We start from the raw sequence: 22,319 nt of genomic DNA, 5'->3' as shown, positions 1-22,319 counted from the left end.
GATCCTAAATTCAGCGTAAAGAGAGATATTCCGCCACCGGCCCCAGGGCCAGCGCGGGAATAAAGGTCAGGGCACCCACAAGCAACACGGTGCCGATCAGCAGGCCGACAAACAGTGCACCATGGGTCGGCAAGGAACCGGTGCTGGCTGGCTGGATCTTTTTCGCCACCAGTGAACCGGCAATCGCCATCACCGGGATGATGACGCCAAAGCGACCAACGAACATGCAGAAGGCCAGCAGACAGTTCCAGAAGGGCGTGTTGGCGCTGAGGCCAGCAAAGGCGCTGCCGTTGTTGTTCGCGGCTGACGAGACGGCATAAAGCACTTCGCTAAAACCGTGGATGCCGGGGTTAAACATGCCGCTGCGCCCGGCCTCGGTCATCATGGCAAGGGCAGTGCCGAGCAGGACCAGCGCGGGCGTGACGAGGATCGCCAGCGCGGTCATTTTCATTTCGCGCACGTCGATTTTTTTACCGAGATATTCTGGTGTGCGGCCAATCATCAGCCCGGCGATAAACACCGCCAGCAACACGAACAGCAGCATGCCATAAAGACCGGATCCCACGCCGCCAAACACCACTTCACCAATCTGCATTAACCACATCGGCACCATGCCGCCGAGTGCGGTAAACGAATCGTGCATGGCATTGACCGCGCCGCAGGATGCCGCGGTGGTCACCACGGCGAACAGGCTGCTGGCGAGAATGCCGAAGCGGCTCTCTTTCCCTTCCATATTGCCGGCGCTGTCGCCCCCAAGGGTCAGGAAGTGCGGGTTACCCTGCCACTCCGCCCACATCACGATGGCGGCGCAAACCACAAAGATGACCGACATCGCCCACAGAATCGCGTGGCCCTGGCGACGGTCGCTGACCGCATCCCCAAAGGCAAAACAGAGCGCCGTGGGAATCAAAAAGATGGCCAGCATTTGCAGGAAATTGGTCAGTGCCGTTGGGTTCTCAAAGGGATGTGAGGAGTTGGCGTTAAAGAAGCCACCGCCGTTGGTACCGAGCATCTTGATCGCTTCCTGAGAGGCGACCGGCCCCATCGGCAGGATGTGCTGCACGCCTTCAAGCGACGTGAATGGCTGGTAAGGCAGCAGGTTTTGCAGTGCCCCTTGTTGAATGAAGACAAGGGCGAGCACCAGCGACAGCGGCAGCAGGATCCACAAGGTGATGCGTGTGATATCGACCCAGGCATTGCCCAACGTGTTAACGCTATGGCGGGAAAAGGCGCGGATGAGCGCAAAAATCACCGCAATGCCGGTAGCGGCAGAGAGGAAGTTTTGCACCGTCAGACCGACCATCTGGCTGAAGTAGCTCATCGTGCTTTCACCGGCATAGGACTGCCAGTTGGTATTCGTAACAAAGCTCACGGCGGTGTTCAGCGCCAGATGCCAGGGGAGTCCAGGGAGCTGCTGTGGATTGAGGGGCAACACGCCCTGAAGCATCAGCAGGGTAAAGAGCAGGGCCAGGCCCAGCAGGTTAAGCAGCAAAATGGCTACCAGATACTGGCGCCAGTCCATTTCACGGGGATCAACACCCACTATGCGCCAGAGACCGGCCTCCATTCTGCCGGTGCCCGCAAGCGGTGTGCCTGCTACCAGTGTTGCCAGTACCGTTCCCAGCGGGCGGGCCAGAATAAACAGGACCAGCAGGAAACTGGCAATCAGTAAAAATGCCTGGGCCGTCATCAGAAAGCCTCCGCATTGATCAGGGCATAAACCAGGTAGCCCAACAACAGGAACACCAGCACGATGCCGGTTACGACGCCTGCACTCACAATCCACCTCCGGGTGTTTTCATTGATAAGGGGAGGTTAGGATTTCACGTGCAAAGATTTCGCAAAAATCAGACAGGCAGATGTAAAAAAAGTATAAAAACGGCGAAGACCATGTTTTAACTAATGGTTAGTATTAATTTAACTTTTTTGTAACTCAATTACGGCATGAATGTAAATAAAGCTTAAATTGATAAAAAATAGTGGTCGGATGAGTAGTAAAATTACCAACAAAACGGTACTATTTTAACCAGATTCCAGTTGAGCCCTGAATTAAGAATGTCGTCAGGGTATCTATTTTCCGGTGAAGATTACCGGCCAACAAAAAGGGGAGAGTATTATGGCTATCTATAAAGCGTTTCCGGCTCACATCGTGTTAATGCGTCGTACTTTCGCCGTGCTGGCGGGTATCCTGGCATTGCCGGTAATGATGTTCTGGAAAGACCGCGCACGTTTTTACAGCTATCTGCATCGCGTCTGGGCAAAAACCAGTGAAAAACCGGTATGGATGGACCAGGCCGAAAAAGCGACCTGCGATTTTTATTGATCACTTGATTACACACAGCAATAAAAAAAACCGCTACGTTTCTGCGTAGCGGTTTTTTTTGTCCCTCAGGATTCGCGGTCCGTTGGGGGAAAGTCTCAAGCCCCATCCAGGGAAATCTATTCTTATACTCCTCGCAATCATCGTCAACCCATCGCCCCTAAACGTATTCCTAAAAAACCTTATGGCGCTGGCTCACTGATTTTTTTTTCAATTATTATGCCTCGTCCCTTTCCGCTATCTCGCAAATGGGCATCGGCTGTAAGGAAGGTGTACTTTCCATCGTAAAACGAGCTCCATCCAGGGCTTGTGTCTACCGCATTGTCGCCGGTGGCAATACGGTGGAGCGGTGTATACAGGGAATGTAAAAAATGAATCGCTATCTCTGCATAGTATTCATTATCACCAGCGTGATGCTGGCAAAAAGTGATCGGCCAGTGCGGTTGCTTGATACTGCCAGTGTTGCGTTAAGCAAGTAACGTTCAAAGGCCGCTACGTGCGGCCTTTTTTCCTTCCCCTGCTACAGTTACACTTTTGATTGTCGCAACATACAACCTCTGCTTGCACTGATCACTTTCCTTTAACACACTACGCTACGTTTCTGACGGACATCATTTATCAGGAGAGTTATGGCCACCCATCTGGTCTGGTTTCGTGCGGACTTACGCGTCCACGATAATTTTGCCCTTGCTGCAGCCTGCAGCGATCCCTCGGCCACCGTTAAAGCGCTATTCATTGCCACGCCGGGTCAGTGGAAATCGCATGCGATGGCTCCGCGTCAGGCGGCGTATCTCAATGCCCATCTGAATGCGCTTCAACAAACGCTGGCTGAAAAAGGGATCCCACTGATTTATCGGGAAGTGAACGATTTTTCCGCCAGCGTCGATGCGCTGGTGTCGGTGTGTGAAGAGGAGCAGGTCAGCCACCTTTTTTACAACTACCAGTATGAAATCAATGAACGCTTGCGCGATGCCGCCGTCGAAAAGGCGCTGCCGAATGTGGCGTGTCAGGGATTTGATGACAGCGTCATGCTCCCGCCGGGTAGCGTGATGACCGGCAATCATGAGATGTATAAGGTCTTCACGCCGTTCAAAAATGCGTATCTGCGCCGCTTAAAAGAGGATTTACCTGAGTGCGTCGGTGCTCCGCGCGTGCGGGAATCCGGGGCGATGAACGGGAATTTACCGGCTCTTAATGTTGACTATCCGCAGCAGGAATTTGACCCGGCGCTGTTCCCGGCTGATGAAAAAAGCGCCATTGGTCAGCTGCGTCATTTCTGCCAGCATCATGCGGGTGAATATGACGAGCGGCGTGACTTCCCGGCTATCGAAGGTACCAGCCGTCTCTCGGCATGTCTCGCTCTTGGCGTTCTCTCTCCGCGCCAGTGTTTGCACCGCTTACTTGCAGAGCAACCCGATGCCCTGAACGGCGGGAAGGGCGCTGTCTGGCTGAGTGAGTTGATCTGGCGAGAGTTCTACCGCCATTTAATCACCTACCACCCTTATCTCTGTAAGCACCGACCTTTCATTCCCTGGACAGATAATGTGAAATGGAATGATACGCCTGATTTATTCCAGGCCTGGCAGCGAGGGGCGACCGGTTTTCCCATTGTCGATGCGGCAATGCGTCAGTTGAACAGCACGGGCTGGATGCATAACCGTCTGCGCATGATTGTCGCCAGTTTCCTGGTCAAAGATCTGCTTCTCGACTGGCGTCTTGGCGAGAACTATTTTATGTCTCAACTGATTGATGGTTGCCTGGCGGCGAATAACGGCGGCTGGCAGTGGGCAGCCTCTACCGGCACCGATGCGGCTCCCTATTTCCGCATTTTTAACCCGACGACCCAGGGCGAACGCTTTGATGCTGAGGGCGAGTTTATCCGCCAGTGGCTCCCTGAGCTGGCGGCAGTGCCTGGCAAGGCCATCCACGATCCCTGGTCGTGGGCGGATAAAAAGGGCGTTAAGGTCGATTACCCACGACCAATCGTGGATCACAAACAGGCTCGTGCTGCTACGCTTGCAGCCTATGAAGCCGCCCGTAAAGCGTAAAGAGAGTGACGATGAAAAATACCGAACTGGAAAAACTGGTTAACGAAAAACTTAACAGTGCGGCGTTCAGCGATTACGGCCCGAATGGCCTGCAGGTTGAAGGACGCGAGACCGTACAGAAGATTATTACCGGCGTAACGGCAAGCCAGGCGTTGCTGGATGAAGCGGTCCGCCAGCAAGCGGATGCCGTCATCGTGCATCATGGCTATTTCTGGAAGAATGAACCTGCCATTATCCGTGGGATGAAGCGCAATCGCCTGAAAACGCTGTTGGCGAATGACATCAACCTGTATGGCTGGCACCTGCCGCTCGATGCGCACCCGGAGTTGGGGAATAACGTTCAGTTAGCCTCATTGCTGGGCATTACCGTGATGGGCACCGTGGACGGTGAACAGCTTCTGCCGTGGGGCGAACTGTCGATGCCGGTGCCGGGGCTGGAACTGGCCTCCTGGATTGAAGCCCGTCTTGGGCGCAGACCGCTGTGGTCGGGTGATACCGGGCCAGACCTGATTAAGCGTGTGGCCTGGTGCACCGGTGGCGGGCAAGGGTTTATCGACAACGCTGCGCGCTTTGGTGTGGATGCGTTTATCACCGGCGAAGTTTCCGAACAAACCATTCATTCTGCCCGTGAGCAGGGGTTGCATTTCTACGCTGCGGGTCACCACGCCACCGAACGCGGCGGAATTCGTGCGCTGAGCGAATGGCTGAATGAAAATACGGATCTGGACGTGACGTTTATTGATATTCCGAATCCGGCGTAAATCTGCAGGCGCGATACCGCTAGCGTGTCGCGCCTGAGTTAATCCTGACTGTACTAATATCTTTGCAATAAATATTATTCATAATTTAAATATGATTTTTTTGAATATTATTTTGGGCGGTTGTTCTTGGTTTTTATTTTATTCTCTTATTGATGTTGTCGATATCGCTTTTGTTGCGAGGCCTGATTAAGGGGGTTATATACGGATGGTGAATGTTTGTATGAAGTAAGTATCTTGCTGGTTAATGTAGGGGTGAAATGATGCACTGATTGTTAACGAGTTTTTATCTCAATAGGGGTATTGTATTTGACGTGTTTTTGTTAATAATTCTTGTTAAGGGTGAGAGTGAGGAAATCATCGTTGCATTTTTATTGGTATGGATTTTTTTTATATTCTTAAAATCGTTTTTCTAATATCTAATCTGAGAGCGAACCAGGTGAAATGATGGTGGCCGGTCAGTCTTATTAAGATGAAGGGCACCTGATGGGTTCTGGTTATTACTCGATTCTTTTACTTCTTATTACCCTCATAAATTTCAGCGCGCAGGCCGGGATTGTCGTGGCCGGGACGCGGGTTGTTTACCCTGCGGATAAAAAAGAAGTGACCGTCAGTATGAAGAATACTGGGCAGTCGCCTGCGCTGGTCCAGAGCTGGATCGACACCGGCGATCCGACTGAAGTGCCGCAGAATATACAGGTGCCTTTTGTGCTGACGCCACCCATCGCCCGCATTGACGGCGGTAAGGGCCAGACGTTGCGGCTGATGTACACGGGCGGGGCGCTGCCGCAGGACCGGGAGTCCGTTTTCTGGCTGAATATTCTCTCCGTACCGCCCAAAAAATCAGACGCGCATAATCAGTATCTCAATGTGGCGTATCAGACGCGAATCAAGCTTTTTTACCGACCTGCCGGACTGAAGTTGAGTGCAGAGGCTGCCGGGGAGAAGCTGCAGTGGAAAAGAGAAGGCGACACCCTCAGCGTATTTAACCCCACGCCTTATCATATTACGTTGCTTAACGTCAGCGGAGAAGCAAACAATAAAGCCACCTCACTTCAGGGCGAAATGATTCATCCTTACGAAAAGCGTGTCATAGCGAAACAGATCGGTATGAAAAGCGGGGAACAGATAAATTACGCTATCGTGGATGATTTGGGGAAAGCGCTGCCACTGACTGCCAGGCTGAACTAAAAGGATTTAATAAAAGGAGCAGGGGATGCGATATTTTTTATTGATAATAATGTGGGTGATGTTTATAAAACCCGTTTATGCTACCGCATGGGGCACGGACTGCAGTTATACAACAAAAGATGTTAATGTTCAGATACCTTCCGGTAAGAAAATTACCATCGACCCGAATGCGCCCGTGGGGACCGTTTTTTTTGAGCATTTTGTACCGGTAGTTACCGGCCAGGATTTCAAATGCCAGACGGCGGGCGATTATACTCGTCAACATGCTTTAACCTATGGAGCCGGGGGGCAGACCGTAAGCATAAGCGGTGGTGGGTTGAACAATACCTATACAGTTTATAAAACGGACGTGCCGGGTATTGGCCTTGTTGCCCGCAATGGGATGTCCGGATTGCCTGTCTATTGGTCTGCAGTATCGTATACCAATAAGGTGTTAAACTACTCTACCAATAGTCAGACAATGGTTTTTGATATTGATGTTGTTAAGTATGGTGATATTCCGCCGGGGGCGCGTACTGTGCATATTGACTCAACAGTTATTACAAGTGTTGACTGGATAGTCAAAATAACAAACAGCAGCAATACTTCCCGGCTACCCAACGGCAGTGTACCAACGGTCCGTTTTGTTTTATCTCCTGCCACCTTCGATATAGTTACCGGCACCTGTGACACCCCGGACTTCACTGTTGATCTGGGCAAGCGCAGGAAGGGGGATACGAGTAACCGTGAGGGCGGGAAATTTGCCACCCCCTGGACGGATGCCAGCATCCGTTTAACCAACTGCCCGGTGTTCTACGGAACGGGCCAGCGTGAACTCAAAGAAACCACGCGCGACAACGTCATGACCGTCACCCTGACGCCGAATAATGCGACCACCAGCAACCAGGGGATCATGCCAGTCGACGCGGGCAGTGATGCGGCAACAGGAGTGGGTATTCAACTTGCCTACGGCACTGCCGCTTCACCACAGCTTGTTAGCTTTTCGGGAGGGAAAGCAAAGCAAGACTCTACCATGTCGTCCAGCCAGGGGCAGAACTACACCATCCCTCTGGTGGCGCGCTATATTCAAACGGCAGGTTCAATAAACGATATCACGCCCGGAAAAGCCAATGGCAAAATCACCTACCTGATTAATTACAATTAACCGCCTGTTACCAAATTACAGACGCGCCTGCGGGCGCGTTTTTTGTCATATGTGAAGGTTTAAAGTAAGCATACGTGATCGCGTTATTGTGCTCTGAATGTTTGAGCATTATTCTTTAAGCAATTCACTACATCCGTTTTTCTAATATCTAATCTGAGAGAGTACCAGGTGAAATGATGGTGGCCGGTCAGTCTTATTAAGATGAAGGGCACCTGACGGGTTCTGGTTATTACTCGATTCTTTTACTTCTTATTACCCTCATAAATTTCAGCGCGCAGGCCGGGATTGTCGTGGCCGGGACGCGGGTTGTTTACCCTGCAGATAAAAAAGAAGTGACCGTCAGCATGAAGAACACCGGGCAGACACCTGCGCTGGTCCAGAGCTGGATCGACACTGGCAACCCGACTGAAGCGCCGCAAAACATAACGGTGCCTTTTGTGCTGATGCCGCCGTTTGCCCGTATTGATGGCGGTAAGGGCCAGACGTTGCGGCTGATGTACACGGGCGGGGCGCTGCCGCAGGACCGGGAGTCCGTTTTCTGGCTGAATATTCTCTCCGTACCGCCCAAAAAATCAGACCCGCATAATCAGTATCTCAATGTGGCGTATCAGACGCGAATCAAGCTTTTTTACCGACCTGCCGGACTGGAATTGAGTGCAGAGGCTGCCGGGGAGAAGCTGCAGTGGAAAAGAGAAGGCGACACCTTCAGCGTATTTAATCCCACGCCTTATCATATTACGTTGCTTAACGTCAGCGGAGAAGCAAACAATAAAGCCACCTCACTTCAGGGCGAAATGATTCATCCTTACGAAAAGCGCGTCATAGCGAAACAGATCGGTATGAAAAGCGGGGAACAGATAAATTACGCTATCGTGGATGATTTTGGGAAAGCGCTGCCACTGACTGCCAGGCTGAACTAAAAGGATTTAATAAAAGGAGCAGGGGATGCGATATTTTTTATTGATAATAATGTGGGTGATGTTTATAAAACCCGTTTATGCTACCGCGTGGGGGACGGACTGCAGTTACACAACAAAAACCGTTAATGTTCAGATACCATCGGGTAAGAAAATAACCATCGACCCGAATGCGCCCGTGGGGACCGTTTTTTTTGAGCATTTTGTACCGGCAGTTATCGGCCAGGATTTCAAATGCCAGACGGCGGGCGATTATACTCGTCAACACGCTTTAATTTATGGAGCCGGGGGGCAGACCGTAAGCATAAGCGGTGGTGGGTTGAACAATACCTATACAGTTTATAAAACGGACGTGCCGGGTATTGGCCTTGTTGCCCGCAATGGGATGTCCGGATTTCCTGTCTATTGGTCTTCAGTATCGTATACCAATACGGTGTTAAACTACTCTACCAATAGTCAGACAATGGTATTTGATATTGATGTTGTTAAGTATGGTGATATTCCGCCAGGGGCGCGCACTGTGCATATTGACTCAACGGTAATAACAAGTATCGACTGGATTATCAGAATAATATCTAGCGACAATAATTCCCGGTTACCTATCGGCAATGTGCCAACTGTCCGTTTTGTTTTATCTCCTGCCACCTTCGATATAGTTACCGGCACCTGCGATACCCCGGACTTCACTGTTGATCTGGGCAAACGCAGGAAGGGGGATACGAGTAACCGTGAGGGCGGGAAATTTGCCACCCCCTGGACGGATGCCAGCATCCGTTTAACCAACTGCCCGGTCTTCTACGGTACCGGAGAACGGGGTAGCAATAAAGATATCGTTCGCGACAACGTCATGACCGTCACCCTGACGCCGGGCAATGCGACCACCAGCAACCAGGGGATAATGCCTGTCGATAACGTCAGCCAGGCGGCAACGGGCGTGGGTATCCAACTGGCGTACGGCACCGCCGCTTCACCACAGCCTGTTAACTTTTCGGCAGGGAAAGCAGAGCAAAAATATACCATGTCGTCCAGCCAGGGGCAGAACTACACCATCCCTCTGGTGGCGCGCTACATTCAAACGGCAGGCTCTATAAACGACATCATGCCCGGAAAAGCCAACGGTAAAATTACCTACCTGATTAATTATTATTAACCGCCTTTAACTCAGTTTAAACGCGCCTGCGGGCGCGTTTTTTGTCATATTTGAAGGTTTAAAGTAAGCATACGTGATCGCGTTATTGTGCTCTGAATGTTTCAGCATTATTCTTTAAGAAATTCACTAAATTCGTTTTTCTAATATCTAATCTGAGAGAGTACCAGGTGAAATGATGGTGGCCGGACAGTCTTATTAAGATGAAGGGCACCCGATGGGTTCTGGTTTTTACTCTGTTCTCTTACTTTTTATCACCCTCATAAATTTCAGCGCGCAGGCCGGGATCGTCATCTCCGGGACGCGGGTTATTTACCCTGCGGATAAAAAAGAAGTGACCGTCAGTATGAAGAATACCGGGCGGTCGCCTGCGCTGGTCCAGAGCTGGATCGATACCGGCGATCCGACTGAAGTGCCGCAGAATATACAGGTGCCTTTTGTGCTGACGCCACCCATCGCCCGCATCGATGGCGGTAAGGGCCAGACGTTGCGGCTGATGTACACGGGCGGGGCGCTGCCGCAGGACCGGGAGTCCGTTTTCTGGCTGAATGTGCTGGTTATCCCACCAAAAACTCGCCATCAGGGAAAAAACCATATTGATATTGCCTGGCAGACGCGGGTGAAACTGTTTTATCGCCCGGCCTCGCTGGCCGTTCCTGCGGATGACGCACCACAACAGCTGCGCTGGAAAAAAGAAGCGGGCGCATTAACCGTGCACAATCCCACACCTTACTATATTACTGTCACCACCATTGGCTGGACGCTTAAGGGCGCAACGCATTCTCTGCCGGGAAATATGCTAATGCCATACTCCTCCTCCGTTTTCCCTGAGCCAGAAAAAGGGGGATTCAATAACATAACGTCCCTTTTTTACCAGGTAATTAACGACCAGGGCTCCGCCAGAGAATTTCATACTGAATTATAGTAAAACTATAACAGGAGTTACTCTATGTATTTTCGGCATACTCTATTTGGTTTGGCACTGTTTGCATTCACCTATCCCGCATGGTCATTTTCATGGGGAAGCTGTACATATACGACAAATGAATATACATTGACGCCTCCGTCCGGGGCTAAATTGTCAATAGATCCTAATGCGGCTAACGGGACGGTATTATATTCTATAAAGTATTCGGTGGGGGTTACTGGTTCGATGATGTGTACTAAGCCGAATAGTTACACCCAAAAATTAGGCTATATACTAACTAATGGCATTTCTGCAGCATCAGTGAGTGGATACGGATTGATTAGTATGGATTCAACATACCCGGTATTTAAAACCAGCGTGGATGGTATTGGGGTAGTGTTTAGATCTGATTCCAAAGCGCTGCCCTATTTTTTACACACTGATTTAATAAACGGCACAGTCGGTAATGCCTGGCTGATGAAATTTTCCATGGATTTGATTAAATATGGCACGATTAAGCCAGGACTCAGTCTGGTAGAAGTTAAGTCGGCTGATATGCCCATATTAGAATATGTTTATAATGTTTCCGGCAGTACGAATACAACAGGGCCAACGGCGATCCCCAATGGAAGTGCAACAGTATCGCGTATAAAAATAGCTTCGGCGACGTTTAGTGTTCTGAATGCTACCTGTAATACTCCTGATGTTTCTGTCGATCTGGGGATACGAGGGCTCTCCGATTCTGCAAACCAGTCCGGGGGGAAATTTGTAACCCCGTGGGTGGATTCCAGCATCCGATTGACCGGGTGTCCGCAGTTTCACGGCATTGGCGGACGGAGTTATGAAGGCACCACACGTAACAATGTCATGACCGTTACCCTAATCCCGAATAATGCGACCACCAGCGGTAAGGGGATCATGCCAGTCGACGCGGGCAGTGATGCGGCAACAGGGGTGGGTATCCAGCTGGCGTACGGCACTGCCGCTTCACCACAGCTTGTTAACTTTTCGGGAGGGAAAGCAGAGCAAGACTATACCATGTCGTCCAGCCAGGGGCAGAACTACACCATCCCTCTGGTGGCGCGCTACATTCAAACGGCAGGCTCTATAAACGACATCATGCCCGGAAAAGCCAACGGCAAAATCACCTACCTGATTAATTACTATTAACCGCCTGCTACCGAATTACAGACGCGCCTGCGGGCGCGTTTTTTGTCATAATTCACAGTTAAACGTAAAAATGCGTGATCGTGTTATTGTGCTTTGAACGCGCAGTCATTATTGTCTTTGAGGGTTTTCTTAAATTCATTTTTCTAATTTCTATTCTGAGAGAGTACCAGGTGAAATGATGGTGGCCGGACAGTCTTATTAAGATGAAGGGCACCTGATGGGTTCTGGTTATTACTCGATTCTTTTACTTGTTATCGCCCTGATAAATTTTAGTGCGCAGGCCGGGATTGTCGTGGCCGGGACGCGGGTTGTTTACCCTGCGGATAAAAAAGAAGTGACCGTCAGCATGAAGAATACCGGGCGGTCGCCTGCGCTGGTGCAGAGCTGGATTGATACCGGCGACCCAACTGAAGCGCCGCAAAACATAACGGTGCCTTTTGTGCTGACGCCACCCATCGCCCGCGTTGATGGCGGTAAAGGCCAGACGCTACGGCTGGTCTACACGGGCGGGGCGCTGCCGCAGGACCGGGAGTCCGTTTTCTGGCTGAATATTCTCTCCGTACCGCCCAAAAAATCAGACGCGCATAATCAGTATCTCAATGTGGCATATCAGACGCGAATCAAGCTTTTTTACCGACCTGCCGGACTGAAGTTGAGTGCAGAGGCTGCCGGGGAGAAGCTGCAGTGGAAAAGAGAAGGCGACACCTTCAGCGTATTTAACCCCACGCCTTATCATATTACGTTGCTTAACGTCAGCGGAGAAGCAAACAGTAAAGCCAACTCACTTCAGGGCGAAATGATTCATCCTTTCGAAAAGCGCGTTATTGCGAAACAGATCAGGATGAAAAGCGGGGAACAGATAAATTACGCCATCGTGGATGATTTGGGGAAAGCGCTGCCACTGACTGCCAGGCTGAACTAAAAGGATTTAATAAAAGGAGCAGGGGATGCGATATTTTTTATTGATAATAATGTGGGTGATGTTTGTAAAACCCGTTTATGCTACCGCATGGGGGACGGACTGCAATTACACAACAAAAATCGTTAATGTTCAGATACCCTCCGGTAAGAAAATCACCATCGACCCGAATGCGCCCGTTGGCACTGTTTTTTTTGAGCATTATGTACCCGCATATAGTGTGAGCTTTCAGTGTTCAACCAGCGCAAGCCATAGTTTTACAAGACAACGTGGCATTATTTATGCGGCAGGGGGGCAGGCGGTATCTATCAGCGGTGGTGGTCTGTATAGTCAGAATGGTGCTAACTATTCTGTATATAAAACCAATGTGCCCGGCATTGGTCTGGTTGCACGAGTGGGGGCATGGGCCTGGCCCTATTGGTGGAACAGTTCTGATTACACTGGTGTATGGGGCTACAGTGAAAGCTCCATCTCAAATTTCGATATTGATATTGTTAAATATGGTGATATTCCGGCGGGCGCCCGCACGGTAGAAATCGATCCTTCGGTAATCTCTGGTTTTGACCAAGTCATGAGATATTCCAACAGCGCCGATACTACCGGTTTTCCCAACGGGGATGTTATCCTGGCTCGCTTTGTTTTATCCCCTGCCACCTTCGATATTGTCACCGGCACCTGTGACACCCCGGACTTCACTGTTGATCTGGGCAAACGCAGGAAGGGCGATACCAGTAACCGTGAGGGCGGGAAATTTGCTACCCCCTGGACAGATGCCAGCATCCGCTTAACCAACTGCCCGGTCTTCTACGGTACCGGAGAACGCGGTAGCAATAAAGATACCGTTCGCGACAACGTCATGACCGTTACCCTGACGCCGGGCAATGCGACCACCAGCAACCAGGGGATAATGCCTGTCGATAACGTCAGCCAGGCGGCAACAGGGGTGGGTATCCAGCTGGCGTACGGCACTGCCGCTTCACCACAGCTTGTTAGCTTTTCGGGAGGGAAAGCAGAGCAAAAATTTACCATGTCGTCCAGCCAGGGGCAGAACTATACCATCCCTCTGGTGGCGCGCTACATTCAAACGGCAGGCTCTATAAACGACATCATGCCCGGAAAAGCCAACGGCAAAATCACCTACCTGATTAATTATTATTAATCTTCTTCCCTTTTATTGAGACCGAGCGGCTATTCACCAAAGATATGCCTGTCGACGGAAGCCATCGTGCACGTTATCTTATTTTACGTATCGATAACGTACCTGTGGTGAAAGGAGCGGGACAGTGCAGAGAGCACGTTGTTATCTGTTAGGTGAAACGGCAGTGGTGCTGGAGCTGGAACCTCCGGTGACGCTGGACACACAAAAACGCATCTGGCGCTTAACCCAGCGCCTGGTGGATGTGCCAGAGGTGGTCGAAGCGATTCCCGGTATGAATAACATCACCGTGGTGTTGCGTGAGCCGCAGGCCCTCGCCCTGGATGCCATTGAACGGCTACAGCGCTGGTGGGAAGAGAGCGAGGCGCTGGAGCCCGAGTCACGCAACATTGAGATTCCGGTGATTTACGGGGGGGAGGCTGGGCCGGATCTGGCGCTGGTAGCTCGTCACGCGAAATTATCGGAAAAGCAGGTGGTGGAACTGCACGCCTCGGTGGATTACGTGGTCTGGTTTTTAGGTTTTCAGCCGGGTTTCCCTTACCTTGGTGGGTTACCTGATGTGCTGGCTACCCCGCGTCGTGCTGAACCGCGCCTTCGCGTACCGGCCGGATCGGTGGGTATCGGCGGGGTGCAAACCGGCATTTATCCCTTGCAAACACCGGGCGGCTGGAATCTGATTGGCCGCACGGATGTCCCACTCTTTAACCCTTCATTACCCGAACCGGTGCTGCTTCGCCCCGGTGATACTCTCAGGTTTATCCCTCACAAGGAAGGCGTATGCTGACAATTATTCGTGCCGGGATCCACACCAGCGTTCAGGGCGGAAAACGCATCGGGTTGCGTCAGTCAGGCGTGAGCTATTGCGGTGCGCTCGACGGCCCTGCGCTCTCCATTGCCAACGCGCTGGTGGGCAACGACCTTAACGCGGCAGGACTTGAAATCACTCTTGGGCAGTGCGAGGTGGAATTCGCAAAAACAAGTTGGTTTGCGCTGACCGGGGCCGGCTGCGACGCGAAACTGGATGGTCAGGATGTCTGGACGGGCTGGCGTTATCTGGCGAAAGCGGGTCAGCGGCTGGTGTTAAAGCGTCCTCTACACGGGATGCGCAGTTACCTTGCCGTGGCGGGTGGGCTGGATGTGCCTGACGTGATGGGCTCCCCCAGCACTGACCTGAAAACCGGCGTGGGCGGACTGGAAGGGCGGTTGCTGCGTGACGGCGATCGGCTTGCTCTCAAACCGGCATCAAAACAGTTTTCCGGGCCGCAAGGGGTCAAGCAACTGCTGTGGAACAACCGTATTCGTGCGCTACCGGGGCCGGAGTATCACGAGTTTGCCAAAACCTCTCAGGAGTCGTTCTGGCGTTTGCCGTGGCAGTTGAATCCGCAAAGTAACCGAATGGGGTACCGCCTGCAGGGGCAACCGCTGGTCAGGACCGCTGACCGGGAGCTGGTTTCACATGGCCTGTTACCGGGCGTGGTTCAGGTGCCGTCTAACGGCCAACCGATTGTACTGATGAACGACGCTCAAACCACCGGCGGTTACCCGCGCATTGCCTGCATCATCGAAGCCGATATGTACCATCTGGCGCAGATCCCGCTGGGGCAACCGATCCATTTTGTTCCCTGTACCCTTGAAGAGGCATTGGCGGCACGCAGTGAGCAGACCCGTTTTCTGGAACAACTAGCCTGGCGCATTCGTCATGAAGATTGATCTCAATGCCGACCTGGGCGAGGGCGGGGCGAACGATACGGCGCTGATGGCGTTGATATCCTCAGCCAATATCGCCTGCGGTTTTCATGCCGGGGACGCGCAAACCATGCTGCTCTCGGTACGGGAGGCTCTGAGGCTGGGTGTCGCCATTGGCGCGCACCCGAGCTTTCCCGACCGCGAAAACTTTGGCCGCACGCTGATGCACCTGCCGCCCGAGGTGGTCTTTGCCCAGGTGGTGTACCAGACGGGCGCGCTGGCGGCGATCGTCAACGCGGAAGGCGGTCAGTTACGCCATGTTAAGCCCCACGGCATGCTCTATAATCAGGCGGCCAATGATCCTCAACTGGCGGAGGCTATCGCGCGTGCGGTGTATGCCGTCGACCCGGCGCTCATTCTGGTGGGGCTGGCAGGCAGCGAACTGATTCGCGCGGGCGCACGCTACCAGCTTGCCACCCGGCAGGAAGTGTTTGCCGACCGCGGCTATCAGGACGACGGTAGTCTTGTGCCTCGTACACAACCGGGCGCATTAATCACCGATGAGTCTCAGGCGCTGGCACAAACGCTGGAGATGATACTTAACGGCAAAGTGACCAGCGTGAGCGGGCAGCAGGTTGATGTGGCGGCGCAGACGGTCTGTTTACACGGTGACGGTGAGCATGCGCTGCTGTTTGCCCGTCGTCTTCGACACGCTTTTGCACAACAGAACATTCGGGTCAGTGCCGAGATTTAACAGGAGATGTGATGCCGGAAGGACCGGAAATTCGCCGTGCCGCAGACAGCCTCGAAGCGGCCATCAAAGGGGAGCCTTTAACCGATGTCTGGTTTGCTTTCCCTCATTTGCAACCTTTCGCAGCCGGGCTTATCGGCTGCACCGTTCAACAGATTGAAACCCGTGGCAAGGCGTTGCTGACCCATTTTTCCAATGGCCTGACGATGTACAGCCATAACCAGCTTTATGGTGTCTGGCGGGTGATGGATGCGGGTCAGACGGCGCAAAGCACCCGTGTATTGCGCGTGCGGCTGGAGACGGCGGACAAAGCCATTTTGCTCTACAGCGCCTCGGATATTGCGATCCTTACGGCGGATGAGCTGGCGGCACACCCCTTTTTACAGCGGGTTGGCCCGGATGTGCTGGATATGTCGCTCACCGCGGAAGAGGTGAAAGCGCGGCTGGTTTCTCCCCGTTTTGCGAAACGCCAGTTTTCCGGATTGCTACTGGATCAGGCCTTTCTGGCGGGGTTAGGCAATTATCTGCGGGTGGAGATCCTCTGGTCTGCGGCGCTGGCGCCTCAGCACCGCGCCTGCGATCTTAACGATACGCAGTTAACCACGCTTGCAAAGGCAATGCTTGATATTCCCCGCCTCTCTTACCAGACTCGGGGCAGGGTGGATGAAAACCGGCATCATGGGGCCCTGTTCAGTTTTAAAGTCTTCCACCGTGCGGGTAAGAAATGCGAGCGCTGTGGCGGGGTGATTGAGAAAACCACGCTCTCCTCCAGACCGTTCTACTGGTGCCCTGGCTGTCAGAAATAAAAAAACCCGCCGAAGCGGGTTTTTTGTCATAGGGCAAATTACTTGTTGAGGTCGGAGCTGAATTCGCGCTTCGCATAGCCGGTATACAGCTGACGCGGACGGGCGATTTTCAGGCCGTCGTCGTGCATCTCATTCCAGTGAGCAATCCAGCCTACGGTACGCGCCATCGCAAAGATAACGGTAAACATGGATGACGGAATGCCCATCGCTTTCAGGATAATGCCGGAGTAGAAGTCGACGTTCGGGTAGAGTTTGCGCTCAATAAAGTACGGGTCGTTCAGCGCAATGTGCTCAAGCTCCATGGCCACTTCCAGCAGATCGTCTTTGGTGCCCAGCTCTTTCAGCACTTCATGGCAGGTTTCACGCATCACGGTGGCACGCGGATCATAGTTTTTATAAACACGGTGACCGAAGCCCATCAGACGGAACGAATCGTTCTTGTCTTTGGCGCGACGCAGGAATTCCGGAATATGTTTAACAGTGCTGATCTCTTCCAGCATCTTCAGCGCAGCTTCGTTCGCGCCGCCGTGTGCCGGTCCCCACAGGGAGGCAATACCTGCTGCGATACAGGCAAACGGGTTCGCGCCCGATGAACCGGCAGTACGCACGGTGGAGGTGGAGGCGTTCTGCTCATGGTCCGCGTGCAGGATCAGGATACGGTCCATTGCGCGTTCCAGCACCGGGTTAACCTCATAAGGTTCGCACGGCGTGGCGAACATCATGTGCAGGAAGTTGCCTGCATAGGAGAGGTCGTTACGCGGATAAACAAACGGCTGACCGATAGAATATTTGTAACACATCGCTGCCACTGTCGGCATTTTGGACAGTAAACGGAACGCAGCGATTTCGCGGTGGCGTGAGTTGTTCACATCCAGCGAATCATGATAGAACGCAGCCAGCGCGCCGGTAACCCCGCAAAGGACGGCCATCGGGTGTGAGTCGCGACGGAAACCGTGGAACAGACGGGTAATCTGCTCATGAATCATGGTGTGGCGGGTGACGGTCAGTTTGAATTCGTCATACTGTTCCTGGGTTGGCTTTTCGCCGTACAGCAGGATGTAGGATACTTCCAGATAACTTGAGTCGGTGGCCAACTGGTCGATGGGGAAACCACGGTGCAGCAGAATCCCTTCATCACCGTCGATAAAGGTGATTTTGGATTCGCAGGATGCGGTAGAGGTGAAACCTGGGTCAAAAGTAAAAACCCCTTTTGAACCGAGACTACGGATATCAATCACATCCTCACCGAGCGTGCCTTTTAGCACATCCAGTTCAATAGCAGCGTCACCATTGTAGGTGAGGTTTGCTTTTTTATCAGCCATTTACGGTCTCCTTAGCGCCTTATGCTTAAGACTACCTGTTACCGGATTTGCATTCAAACTGCCTTTTAACGCTACCAGATTATAATGTTGCTCGCTGCTCTGATGAGAGGAGGAACCAGGGTACAGAGCGATGGGCGCATGCAGGTCAGCATCGAAAGTTCAGTTGAAACAACAACAAATCAGGGAGTCGGTAGTCCGAAATTGACAAAACTGGTTATCACTAATAACTGTCCTGATTAATTCGGTCAACACCATCACACTGTTGCATAACTTATTTGTAGTTGCATAACTTATTTGCAGGTGAAAGATAGACCCCATAACTTTTGCGAATTATATCTCTCTTCTGGTGAAGTTTGTAACAATAATGTTTAATATTTGTCAAATCCAATGGTTAAAGTTTAAAAAAATGTTGTTATCGTGACGCCAGTCACTGTTCTGCATAAAACCCGACAAACTATATGTAGGTTAATTGTAATGATTTTGTGAACGACCTATACTGCCGCCAGGTCTCCGGAATACCCTGCAATCCCGAGCCACCCAGCGTTGTAACCTGGCGTTTAGCATCTGGATGCACATTTTTTTGCATGACGCGCAGTTATAGAAAAGGACGCTGTCTGACCCGCACGCAGACCGGAGGAAGGAAACTAATAAGAACAGCATGTGGGCGTTATTCATGATAAAAAATGTGAAAAAACAAAGACCTGTCAATCTGGATCTGACAACGATCCGGTTTCCTGCCACGGCTATAGCCTCCATTCTCCACCGTGTTTCCGGCGTGATAACTTTTGTCGCCGTTGGCATTCTCTTGTGGTTACTGGGCCTGTCGCTGTCATCCGAAGAAGGCTTCCAGGCTGCTTCAGCCATCATGAACGGCTTTTTTGTTAAATTCATTATGTGGGGCATTCTGACTGCGCTGGCGTATCACGCCGTTGTCGGTATTCGCCATATGCTGATGGATTTTGGCTGGCTGGAAGAAACTTTTGAGGCAGGAAAACGTTCCGCTAACATTTCTTTTGCAATAACTGTCGTGCTTTCACTTCTCGCAGGAGTCCTCGTATGGTAAGCAACGCCTCCGCACTTGGACGCAACGGCGTACATGACTTTATCCTGGTCCGTGCTACCGCCATCGTCCTGACGCTGTACATCATCTATATGGTGGGTTTCTTCGCCATTAACGGTGACATTACCTGGCAAGTCTGGTCAGGCTTCTTCTCATCCGCCTTTACCAAAGTCTTCACCCTGCTGGCTCTGTTCTCTATTTTGATCCATGCCTGGATTGGCATGTGGCAGGTGTTGACCGACTACGTTAAACACGTGGCTTTACGCCTGATGCTGCAACTGGTGATTGTGGTTGCGCTCGCGGTTTACGTTATTTATGGATTCGTTGTGGTGTGGGGTGTGTAATGAAACTGCCAGTCAGAGAATTTGATGCTGTTGTAATCGGTGCAGGCGGCGCAGGCATGCGCGCGGCGCTACAAATTTCCCAGAGCGGCCAGACCTGTGCGCTGCTCTCTAAAGTCTTCCCAACCCGTTCCCACACTGTCTCTGCGCAGGGCGGCATCACCGTCGCGCTGGGTAATACCCATGAAGATAACTGGGAATGGCACATGTACGATACCGTCAAAGGGTCGGACTATATTGGCGATCAGGACGCGATCGAGTACATGTGTAAGACCGGCCCGGAGGCGATTCTGGAGCTGGAGCACATGGGCCTGCCGTTCTCTCGTCTGGATGACGGCAAAATTTACCAACGTCCATTCGGCGGCCAGTCTAAAAACTTCGGCGGCGAGCAGGCAGCCCGTACTGCGGCGGCGGCGGACCGTACCGGCCACGCGCTGTTGCACACGCTTTATCAGCAAAACCTTAAAAATCATACTACTATTTTTTCCGAGTGGTACGCGCTCGATCTGGTGAAAAACCAGGACGGTGCGGTGGTCGGCTGTACCGCGCTGAGTATCGAAACCGGTGAAGTGGTTTACTTCAAAGCCCGTGCTACGGTGCTGGCAACCGGCGGTGCGGGTCGTATTTATCAGTCCACGACCAACGCGCATATCAATACCGGTGATGGTGTTGGGATGGCCCTGCGTGCCGGTGTGCCGGTGCAGGATATGGAAATGTGGCAGTTCCACCCGACAGGCATTGCCGGGGCGGGGGTGCTGGTCACCGAAGGCTGCCGCGGTGAAGGCGGTTACCTGTTAAATAAACACGGTGAGCGTTTCATGGAGCGCTATGCGCCAAACGCGAAAGACCTGGCGGGTCGTGATGTGGTGGCGCGTTCCATCATGATCGAAATCCGCGAAGGTCGCGGTTGTGACGGCCCATGGGGTCCCCACGCCAAACTGAAACTCGATCACCTCGGCAAAGAGGTGCTGGAATCGCGTTTGCCAGGCATTCTGGAACTCTCCCGTACCTTTGCGCACGTCGATCCGGTGAAAGAGCCGATCCCGGTGATCCCAACCTGTCACTACATGATGGGCGGCATCCCGACCAAAGTGACCGGTCAGGCGCTGACGGTGAACGAGCAGGGCGAAGATGTGGTCATTCCGGGTCTGTTCGCGGTGGGTGAAATTGCGTGTGTGTCCGTACACGGCGCTAACCGTCTGGGCGGCAACTCTCTGCTCGACCTGGTGGTGTTTGGTCGCGCAGCGGGTCTGCATCTGCAGGAGTCCATCGCGGAACAGGGTGAACTGCGTGATGCCACTGAGGAAGAGGTCGAGGCTTCACTGGCTCGTCTGAACCGCTGGAACGGTAACCGTGATGGCGAAGATCCGGTGGTGATTCGTAAAGCCCTGCAAGAGTGCATGCAGCACAACTTCTCGGTGTTCCGTGAAGGTGATGCGATGGCAAAAGGCCTTGAGCAGTTGAAGGCGATTCGCGAGCGGCTGAAAAATGCCCGACTGGATGATACCTCCAGCGAGTTCAATACCCAGCGCGTTGAGTGTCTGGAGCTGGATAACCTGATGGAAACCGCCTATGCGACGGCGGTATCTGCCAACTTCCGTACCGAAAGCCGTGGCGCGCATAGCCGCTTCGACTATCCGGAAAGGGATGATGAAAACTGGCTGTGCCATTCCCTGTACCTGCCAGAGACGGAATCCATGACGCGTCGCAGCGTCAACATGGAACCGAAACTGCGTCCGGCATTCCCGCCGAAGATTCGTACTTATTAATGCGGAGACAGGAAAATGAAATTCGAGTTTTCAATTTATCGTTATAACCCGGATGTTGATGACGCTCCGCGCATGCAGGAATACACGCTGGAAGGTGAAGAAGGGCGTGACATGATGCTGCTGGACGCGCTGATGCTGATTAAAGAGCAGGATCCGAGTTTGTCATTTCGTCGCTCATGCCGTGAAGGGGTCTGTGGCTCCGATGGCGTGAACATGAACGGCAAAAACGGCCTGGCTTGCATCACTCCGCTTTCGGCATTGGGTAACGGCAAGCAGAAAATTGTTATCCGCCCGTTGCCGGGTCTGCCGGTTATCCGCGATTTGGTTGTGGACATGGGCCAGTTCTATGCTCAATATGAGAAGATTAAACCTTACTTATTGAATAATGGACAAAATCCACCCGCTCGCGAGCATTTACAGATGCCGGAACAGCGCGAGAAACTCGACGGATTGTATGAGTGTATTTTGTGCGCCTGCTGCTCTACATCCTGTCCGTCGTTCTGGTGGAATCCGGATAAATTTATTGGTCCGGCGGGTCTGCTTGCGGCCTATCGTTTCCTTATCGATAGCCGCGATACCGAAACCGATAACCGTCTGGAAGGCTTGAGCGATGCTTTCAGCGTATTCCGCTGCCATAGCATTATGAACTGCGTCAGTGTGTGTCCGAAGGGGTTGAACCCCACGCGCGCCATTGGTCATATCAAGTCGATGTTGCTGCAACGTAGTGCGTAATAAAAGTGAGGGGAGTGCCGTTCCCCTCACCCTGACCCTCTCCCCACAGGGGAGAGGGAATAACGCAGGAAATCTTTAAAAACCGCCAGATGGCAGTTCCAGTCATCGAGTCGTTCTGAGCGAGACAAGGCGGCAACTGAGCGCATTTCCAGGAGCATAGTGAACTATGTGACTG

22 protein-coding genes are annotated in these 22,319 nt (G+C 52.3%); 19 read left to right on the top strand and 3 right to left on the bottom strand.

The genetic code is table 11. From position 1 onward, the window contains the following. Positions 1 to 10 precede the first annotated feature (10 nt). Both kdpA and kdpF read right to left on the bottom strand, forming a co-directional pair. Positions 11 to 1,690, bottom strand: coding sequence for a potassium-transporting ATPase subunit KdpA (gene kdpA / locus ACUY4Q_RS16735; protein ID WP_458043849.1), 1,680 nt, complete (start codon positions 1,688 to 1,690; stop codon positions 11 to 13). After that, on the bottom strand, positions 1,690 to 1,779 hold the full coding sequence (gene kdpF, locus ACUY4Q_RS16730; RefSeq protein ID WP_041852093.1) for a K(+)-transporting ATPase subunit F: 90 nt from the start codon (positions 1,777 to 1,779) through the stop codon (positions 1,690 to 1,692). The genes kdpA and kdpF overlap by 1 nt, the downstream gene beginning before the upstream one ends. A gap of 337 nt (positions 1,780 to 2,116) precedes the next feature. Between kdpF and ACUY4Q_RS16725 the strand changes: the two genes are divergently transcribed. The 15 genes from ACUY4Q_RS16725 to nei all read left to right on the top strand — a co-directional run bounded on the left by ACUY4Q_RS16725 (position 2,117) and on the right by nei (position 16,920). Beyond that, positions 2,117 to 2,323, top strand: a complete 207-nt coding sequence (locus ACUY4Q_RS16725) for a YbfA family protein (protein ID WP_458043848.1) — start codon at positions 2,117 to 2,119, stop codon at positions 2,321 to 2,323. A 626-nt stretch (positions 2,324 to 2,949) separates the two neighbouring features. Continuing rightward, positions 2,950 to 4,368, top strand: coding sequence for a deoxyribodipyrimidine photo-lyase (gene phrB, locus ACUY4Q_RS16720; protein ID WP_458043847.1), 1,419 nt, complete (start codon positions 2,950 to 2,952; stop codon positions 4,366 to 4,368). 11 nt (positions 4,369 to 4,379) lie between these two features. Beyond that, complete coding sequence (locus tag ACUY4Q_RS16715) at positions 4,380 to 5,129, top strand: type 2 GTP cyclohydrolase I (protein WP_458043846.1); 750 nt, start codon at positions 4,380 to 4,382, stop codon at positions 5,127 to 5,129. 483 nt (positions 5,130 to 5,612) lie between these two features. Next, a complete protein-coding gene (locus ACUY4Q_RS16710) occupies positions 5,613 to 6,317 on the top strand; it encodes a fimbrial biogenesis chaperone (RefSeq protein ID WP_458043845.1) in 705 nt (234 codons plus the stop codon). A 25-nt stretch (positions 6,318 to 6,342) separates the two neighbouring features. Continuing rightward, positions 6,343 to 7,461 carry a fimbrial protein gene (locus ACUY4Q_RS16705; RefSeq protein ID WP_458043844.1) on the top strand — a complete coding sequence of 373 codons (1,119 nt, stop codon included), beginning with the start codon at positions 6,343 to 6,345 and terminating at the stop codon, positions 7,459 to 7,461. Between the two features lie 290 nt (positions 7,462 to 7,751). After that, positions 7,752 to 8,381 (top strand): fimbrial biogenesis chaperone, encoded by a 630-nt coding sequence (locus ACUY4Q_RS16700; RefSeq protein ID WP_458043843.1) that lies wholly within the window; start codon positions 7,752 to 7,754, stop codon positions 8,379 to 8,381. Between the two features lie 25 nt (positions 8,382 to 8,406). Next, positions 8,407 to 9,528, top strand: a complete 1,122-nt coding sequence (locus tag ACUY4Q_RS16695; protein WP_458043842.1) for a fimbrial protein — start codon at positions 8,407 to 8,409, stop codon at positions 9,526 to 9,528. Between the two features lie 214 nt (positions 9,529 to 9,742). Further along, complete coding sequence (locus ACUY4Q_RS16690; protein WP_458043841.1) at positions 9,743 to 10,450, top strand: fimbrial biogenesis chaperone; 708 nt, start codon at positions 9,743 to 9,745, stop codon at positions 10,448 to 10,450. Between the two features lie 24 nt (positions 10,451 to 10,474). Continuing rightward, a complete protein-coding gene (locus ACUY4Q_RS16685) occupies positions 10,475 to 11,602 on the top strand; it encodes a fimbrial protein (RefSeq protein ID WP_458043840.1) in 1,128 nt (375 codons plus the stop codon). A 217-nt stretch (positions 11,603 to 11,819) separates the two neighbouring features. Further along, complete coding sequence (locus ACUY4Q_RS16680) at positions 11,820 to 12,524, top strand: fimbrial biogenesis chaperone (protein WP_458043839.1); 705 nt, start codon at positions 11,820 to 11,822, stop codon at positions 12,522 to 12,524. 25 nt (positions 12,525 to 12,549) lie between these two features. Next, positions 12,550 to 13,680 (top strand): fimbrial protein, encoded by a 1,131-nt coding sequence (locus tag ACUY4Q_RS16675; RefSeq protein WP_458043838.1) that lies wholly within the window; start codon positions 12,550 to 12,552, stop codon positions 13,678 to 13,680. Positions 13,681 to 13,804: 124 nt separating this feature from the next. After that, complete coding sequence (pxpB, locus tag ACUY4Q_RS16670; RefSeq protein WP_458043837.1) at positions 13,805 to 14,461, top strand: 5-oxoprolinase subunit PxpB; 657 nt, start codon at positions 13,805 to 13,807, stop codon at positions 14,459 to 14,461. Then, positions 14,455 to 15,387: a 5-oxoprolinase subunit PxpC gene (gene pxpC / locus ACUY4Q_RS16665; RefSeq protein WP_458043836.1), complete on the top strand. Its 933-nt coding sequence runs from the start codon at positions 14,455 to 14,457 to the stop codon at positions 15,385 to 15,387. The genes pxpB and pxpC overlap by 7 nt, the downstream gene beginning before the upstream one ends. Beyond that, positions 15,377 to 16,117 carry a 5-oxoprolinase subunit PxpA gene (gene pxpA / locus ACUY4Q_RS16660; protein WP_458043835.1) on the top strand — a complete coding sequence of 247 codons (741 nt, stop codon included), beginning with the start codon at positions 15,377 to 15,379 and terminating at the stop codon, positions 16,115 to 16,117. The genes pxpC and pxpA overlap by 11 nt, the downstream gene beginning before the upstream one ends. Positions 16,118 to 16,128: 11 nt before the next feature. Continuing rightward, positions 16,129 to 16,920, top strand: a complete 792-nt coding sequence (nei, locus tag ACUY4Q_RS16655) for an endonuclease VIII (protein WP_458043834.1) — start codon at positions 16,129 to 16,131, stop codon at positions 16,918 to 16,920. Between the two features lie 38 nt (positions 16,921 to 16,958). Here the strand turns inward: nei and ACUY4Q_RS16650 are convergent, their stop codons facing one another. Next, positions 16,959 to 18,242, bottom strand: a complete 1,284-nt coding sequence (locus ACUY4Q_RS16650) for a citrate synthase (RefSeq protein ID WP_458043833.1) — start codon at positions 18,240 to 18,242, stop codon at positions 16,959 to 16,961. Positions 18,243 to 18,900: 658 nt separating this feature from the next. Here ACUY4Q_RS16650 and sdhC point away from each other — a divergent pair. From sdhC to ACUY4Q_RS16630, 4 genes are read left to right on the top strand one after another with little or no spacing between them, the layout of a single operon-like run. Next, complete coding sequence (sdhC, locus tag ACUY4Q_RS16645; RefSeq protein ID WP_458043832.1) at positions 18,901 to 19,305, top strand: succinate dehydrogenase cytochrome b556 subunit; 405 nt, start codon at positions 18,901 to 18,903, stop codon at positions 19,303 to 19,305. Continuing rightward, positions 19,299 to 19,646, top strand: a complete 348-nt coding sequence (gene sdhD / locus ACUY4Q_RS16640; protein WP_458043831.1) for a succinate dehydrogenase membrane anchor subunit — start codon at positions 19,299 to 19,301, stop codon at positions 19,644 to 19,646. The genes sdhC and sdhD overlap by 7 nt, the downstream gene beginning before the upstream one ends. Then, entirely contained in the window at positions 19,646 to 21,412 is a 1,767-nt protein-coding gene (gene sdhA / locus ACUY4Q_RS16635; protein ID WP_458043830.1) for a succinate dehydrogenase flavoprotein subunit, read from the top strand. The genes sdhD and sdhA overlap by 1 nt, the downstream gene beginning before the upstream one ends. 15 nt (positions 21,413 to 21,427) lie before the next feature. Further along, positions 21,428 to 22,144 carry a succinate dehydrogenase iron-sulfur subunit gene (locus ACUY4Q_RS16630; RefSeq protein WP_458043829.1) on the top strand — a complete coding sequence of 239 codons (717 nt, stop codon included), beginning with the start codon at positions 21,428 to 21,430 and terminating at the stop codon, positions 22,142 to 22,144. Positions 22,145 to 22,319 lie beyond the last annotated feature (175 nt).

Source organism: Phytobacter cepae, from assembly GCF_054165735.1.
Note: the sequence above shows the minus strand (reverse complement) of the source record. Positions and strands in the feature narration are given on the sequence as shown.

Bases quoted from the DNA above. Each gene is read 5' to 3' on its own strand.
- kdpA (WP_458043849.1), bottom strand. From the start codon at position 1,690: ATGACGGCCCAGGCATTTTTACTGATTGCCAGTTTCCTGCTGGTCCTG.
- ACUY4Q_RS16630 (WP_458043829.1), top strand. From the start codon at position 21,428: ATGAAATTCGAGTTTTCAATTTATCGTTATAACCCGGATGTTGATGAC.
- ACUY4Q_RS16680 (WP_458043839.1), top strand. From the start codon at position 11,820: ATGGGTTCTGGTTATTACTCGATTCTTTTACTTGTTATCGCCCTGATA.
- ACUY4Q_RS16715 (WP_458043846.1), top strand. From the start codon at position 4,380: ATGAAAAATACCGAACTGGAAAAACTGGTTAACGAAAAACTTAACAGT.
- ACUY4Q_RS16685 (WP_458043840.1), top strand. From the start codon at position 10,475: ATGTATTTTCGGCATACTCTATTTGGTTTGGCACTGTTTGCATTCACC.
- sdhD (WP_458043831.1), top strand. From the start codon at position 19,299: ATGGTAAGCAACGCCTCCGCACTTGGACGCAACGGCGTACATGACTTT.
- sdhC (WP_458043832.1), top strand. From the start codon at position 18,901: ATGTGGGCGTTATTCATGATAAAAAATGTGAAAAAACAAAGACCTGTC.
- phrB (WP_458043847.1), top strand. From the start codon at position 2,950: ATGGCCACCCATCTGGTCTGGTTTCGTGCGGACTTACGCGTCCACGAT.
- sdhA (WP_458043830.1), top strand. From the start codon at position 19,646: ATGAAACTGCCAGTCAGAGAATTTGATGCTGTTGTAATCGGTGCAGGC.
- ACUY4Q_RS16690 (WP_458043841.1), top strand. From the start codon at position 9,743: ATGGGTTCTGGTTTTTACTCTGTTCTCTTACTTTTTATCACCCTCATA.
- pxpA (WP_458043835.1), top strand. From the start codon at position 15,377: ATGAAGATTGATCTCAATGCCGACCTGGGCGAGGGCGGGGCGAACGAT.
- ACUY4Q_RS16675 (WP_458043838.1), top strand. From the start codon at position 12,550: ATGCGATATTTTTTATTGATAATAATGTGGGTGATGTTTGTAAAACCC.
- ACUY4Q_RS16695 (WP_458043842.1), top strand. From the start codon at position 8,407: ATGCGATATTTTTTATTGATAATAATGTGGGTGATGTTTATAAAACCC.
- ACUY4Q_RS16725 (WP_458043848.1), top strand. From the start codon at position 2,117: ATGGCTATCTATAAAGCGTTTCCGGCTCACATCGTGTTAATGCGTCGT.
- ACUY4Q_RS16650 (WP_458043833.1), bottom strand. From the start codon at position 18,242: ATGGCTGATAAAAAAGCAAACCTCACCTACAATGGTGACGCTGCTATT.
- ACUY4Q_RS16710 (WP_458043845.1), top strand. From the start codon at position 5,613: ATGGGTTCTGGTTATTACTCGATTCTTTTACTTCTTATTACCCTCATA.
- pxpC (WP_458043836.1), top strand. From the start codon at position 14,455: ATGCTGACAATTATTCGTGCCGGGATCCACACCAGCGTTCAGGGCGGA.
- nei (WP_458043834.1), top strand. From the start codon at position 16,129: ATGCCGGAAGGACCGGAAATTCGCCGTGCCGCAGACAGCCTCGAAGCG.
- ACUY4Q_RS16705 (WP_458043844.1), top strand. From the start codon at position 6,343: ATGCGATATTTTTTATTGATAATAATGTGGGTGATGTTTATAAAACCC.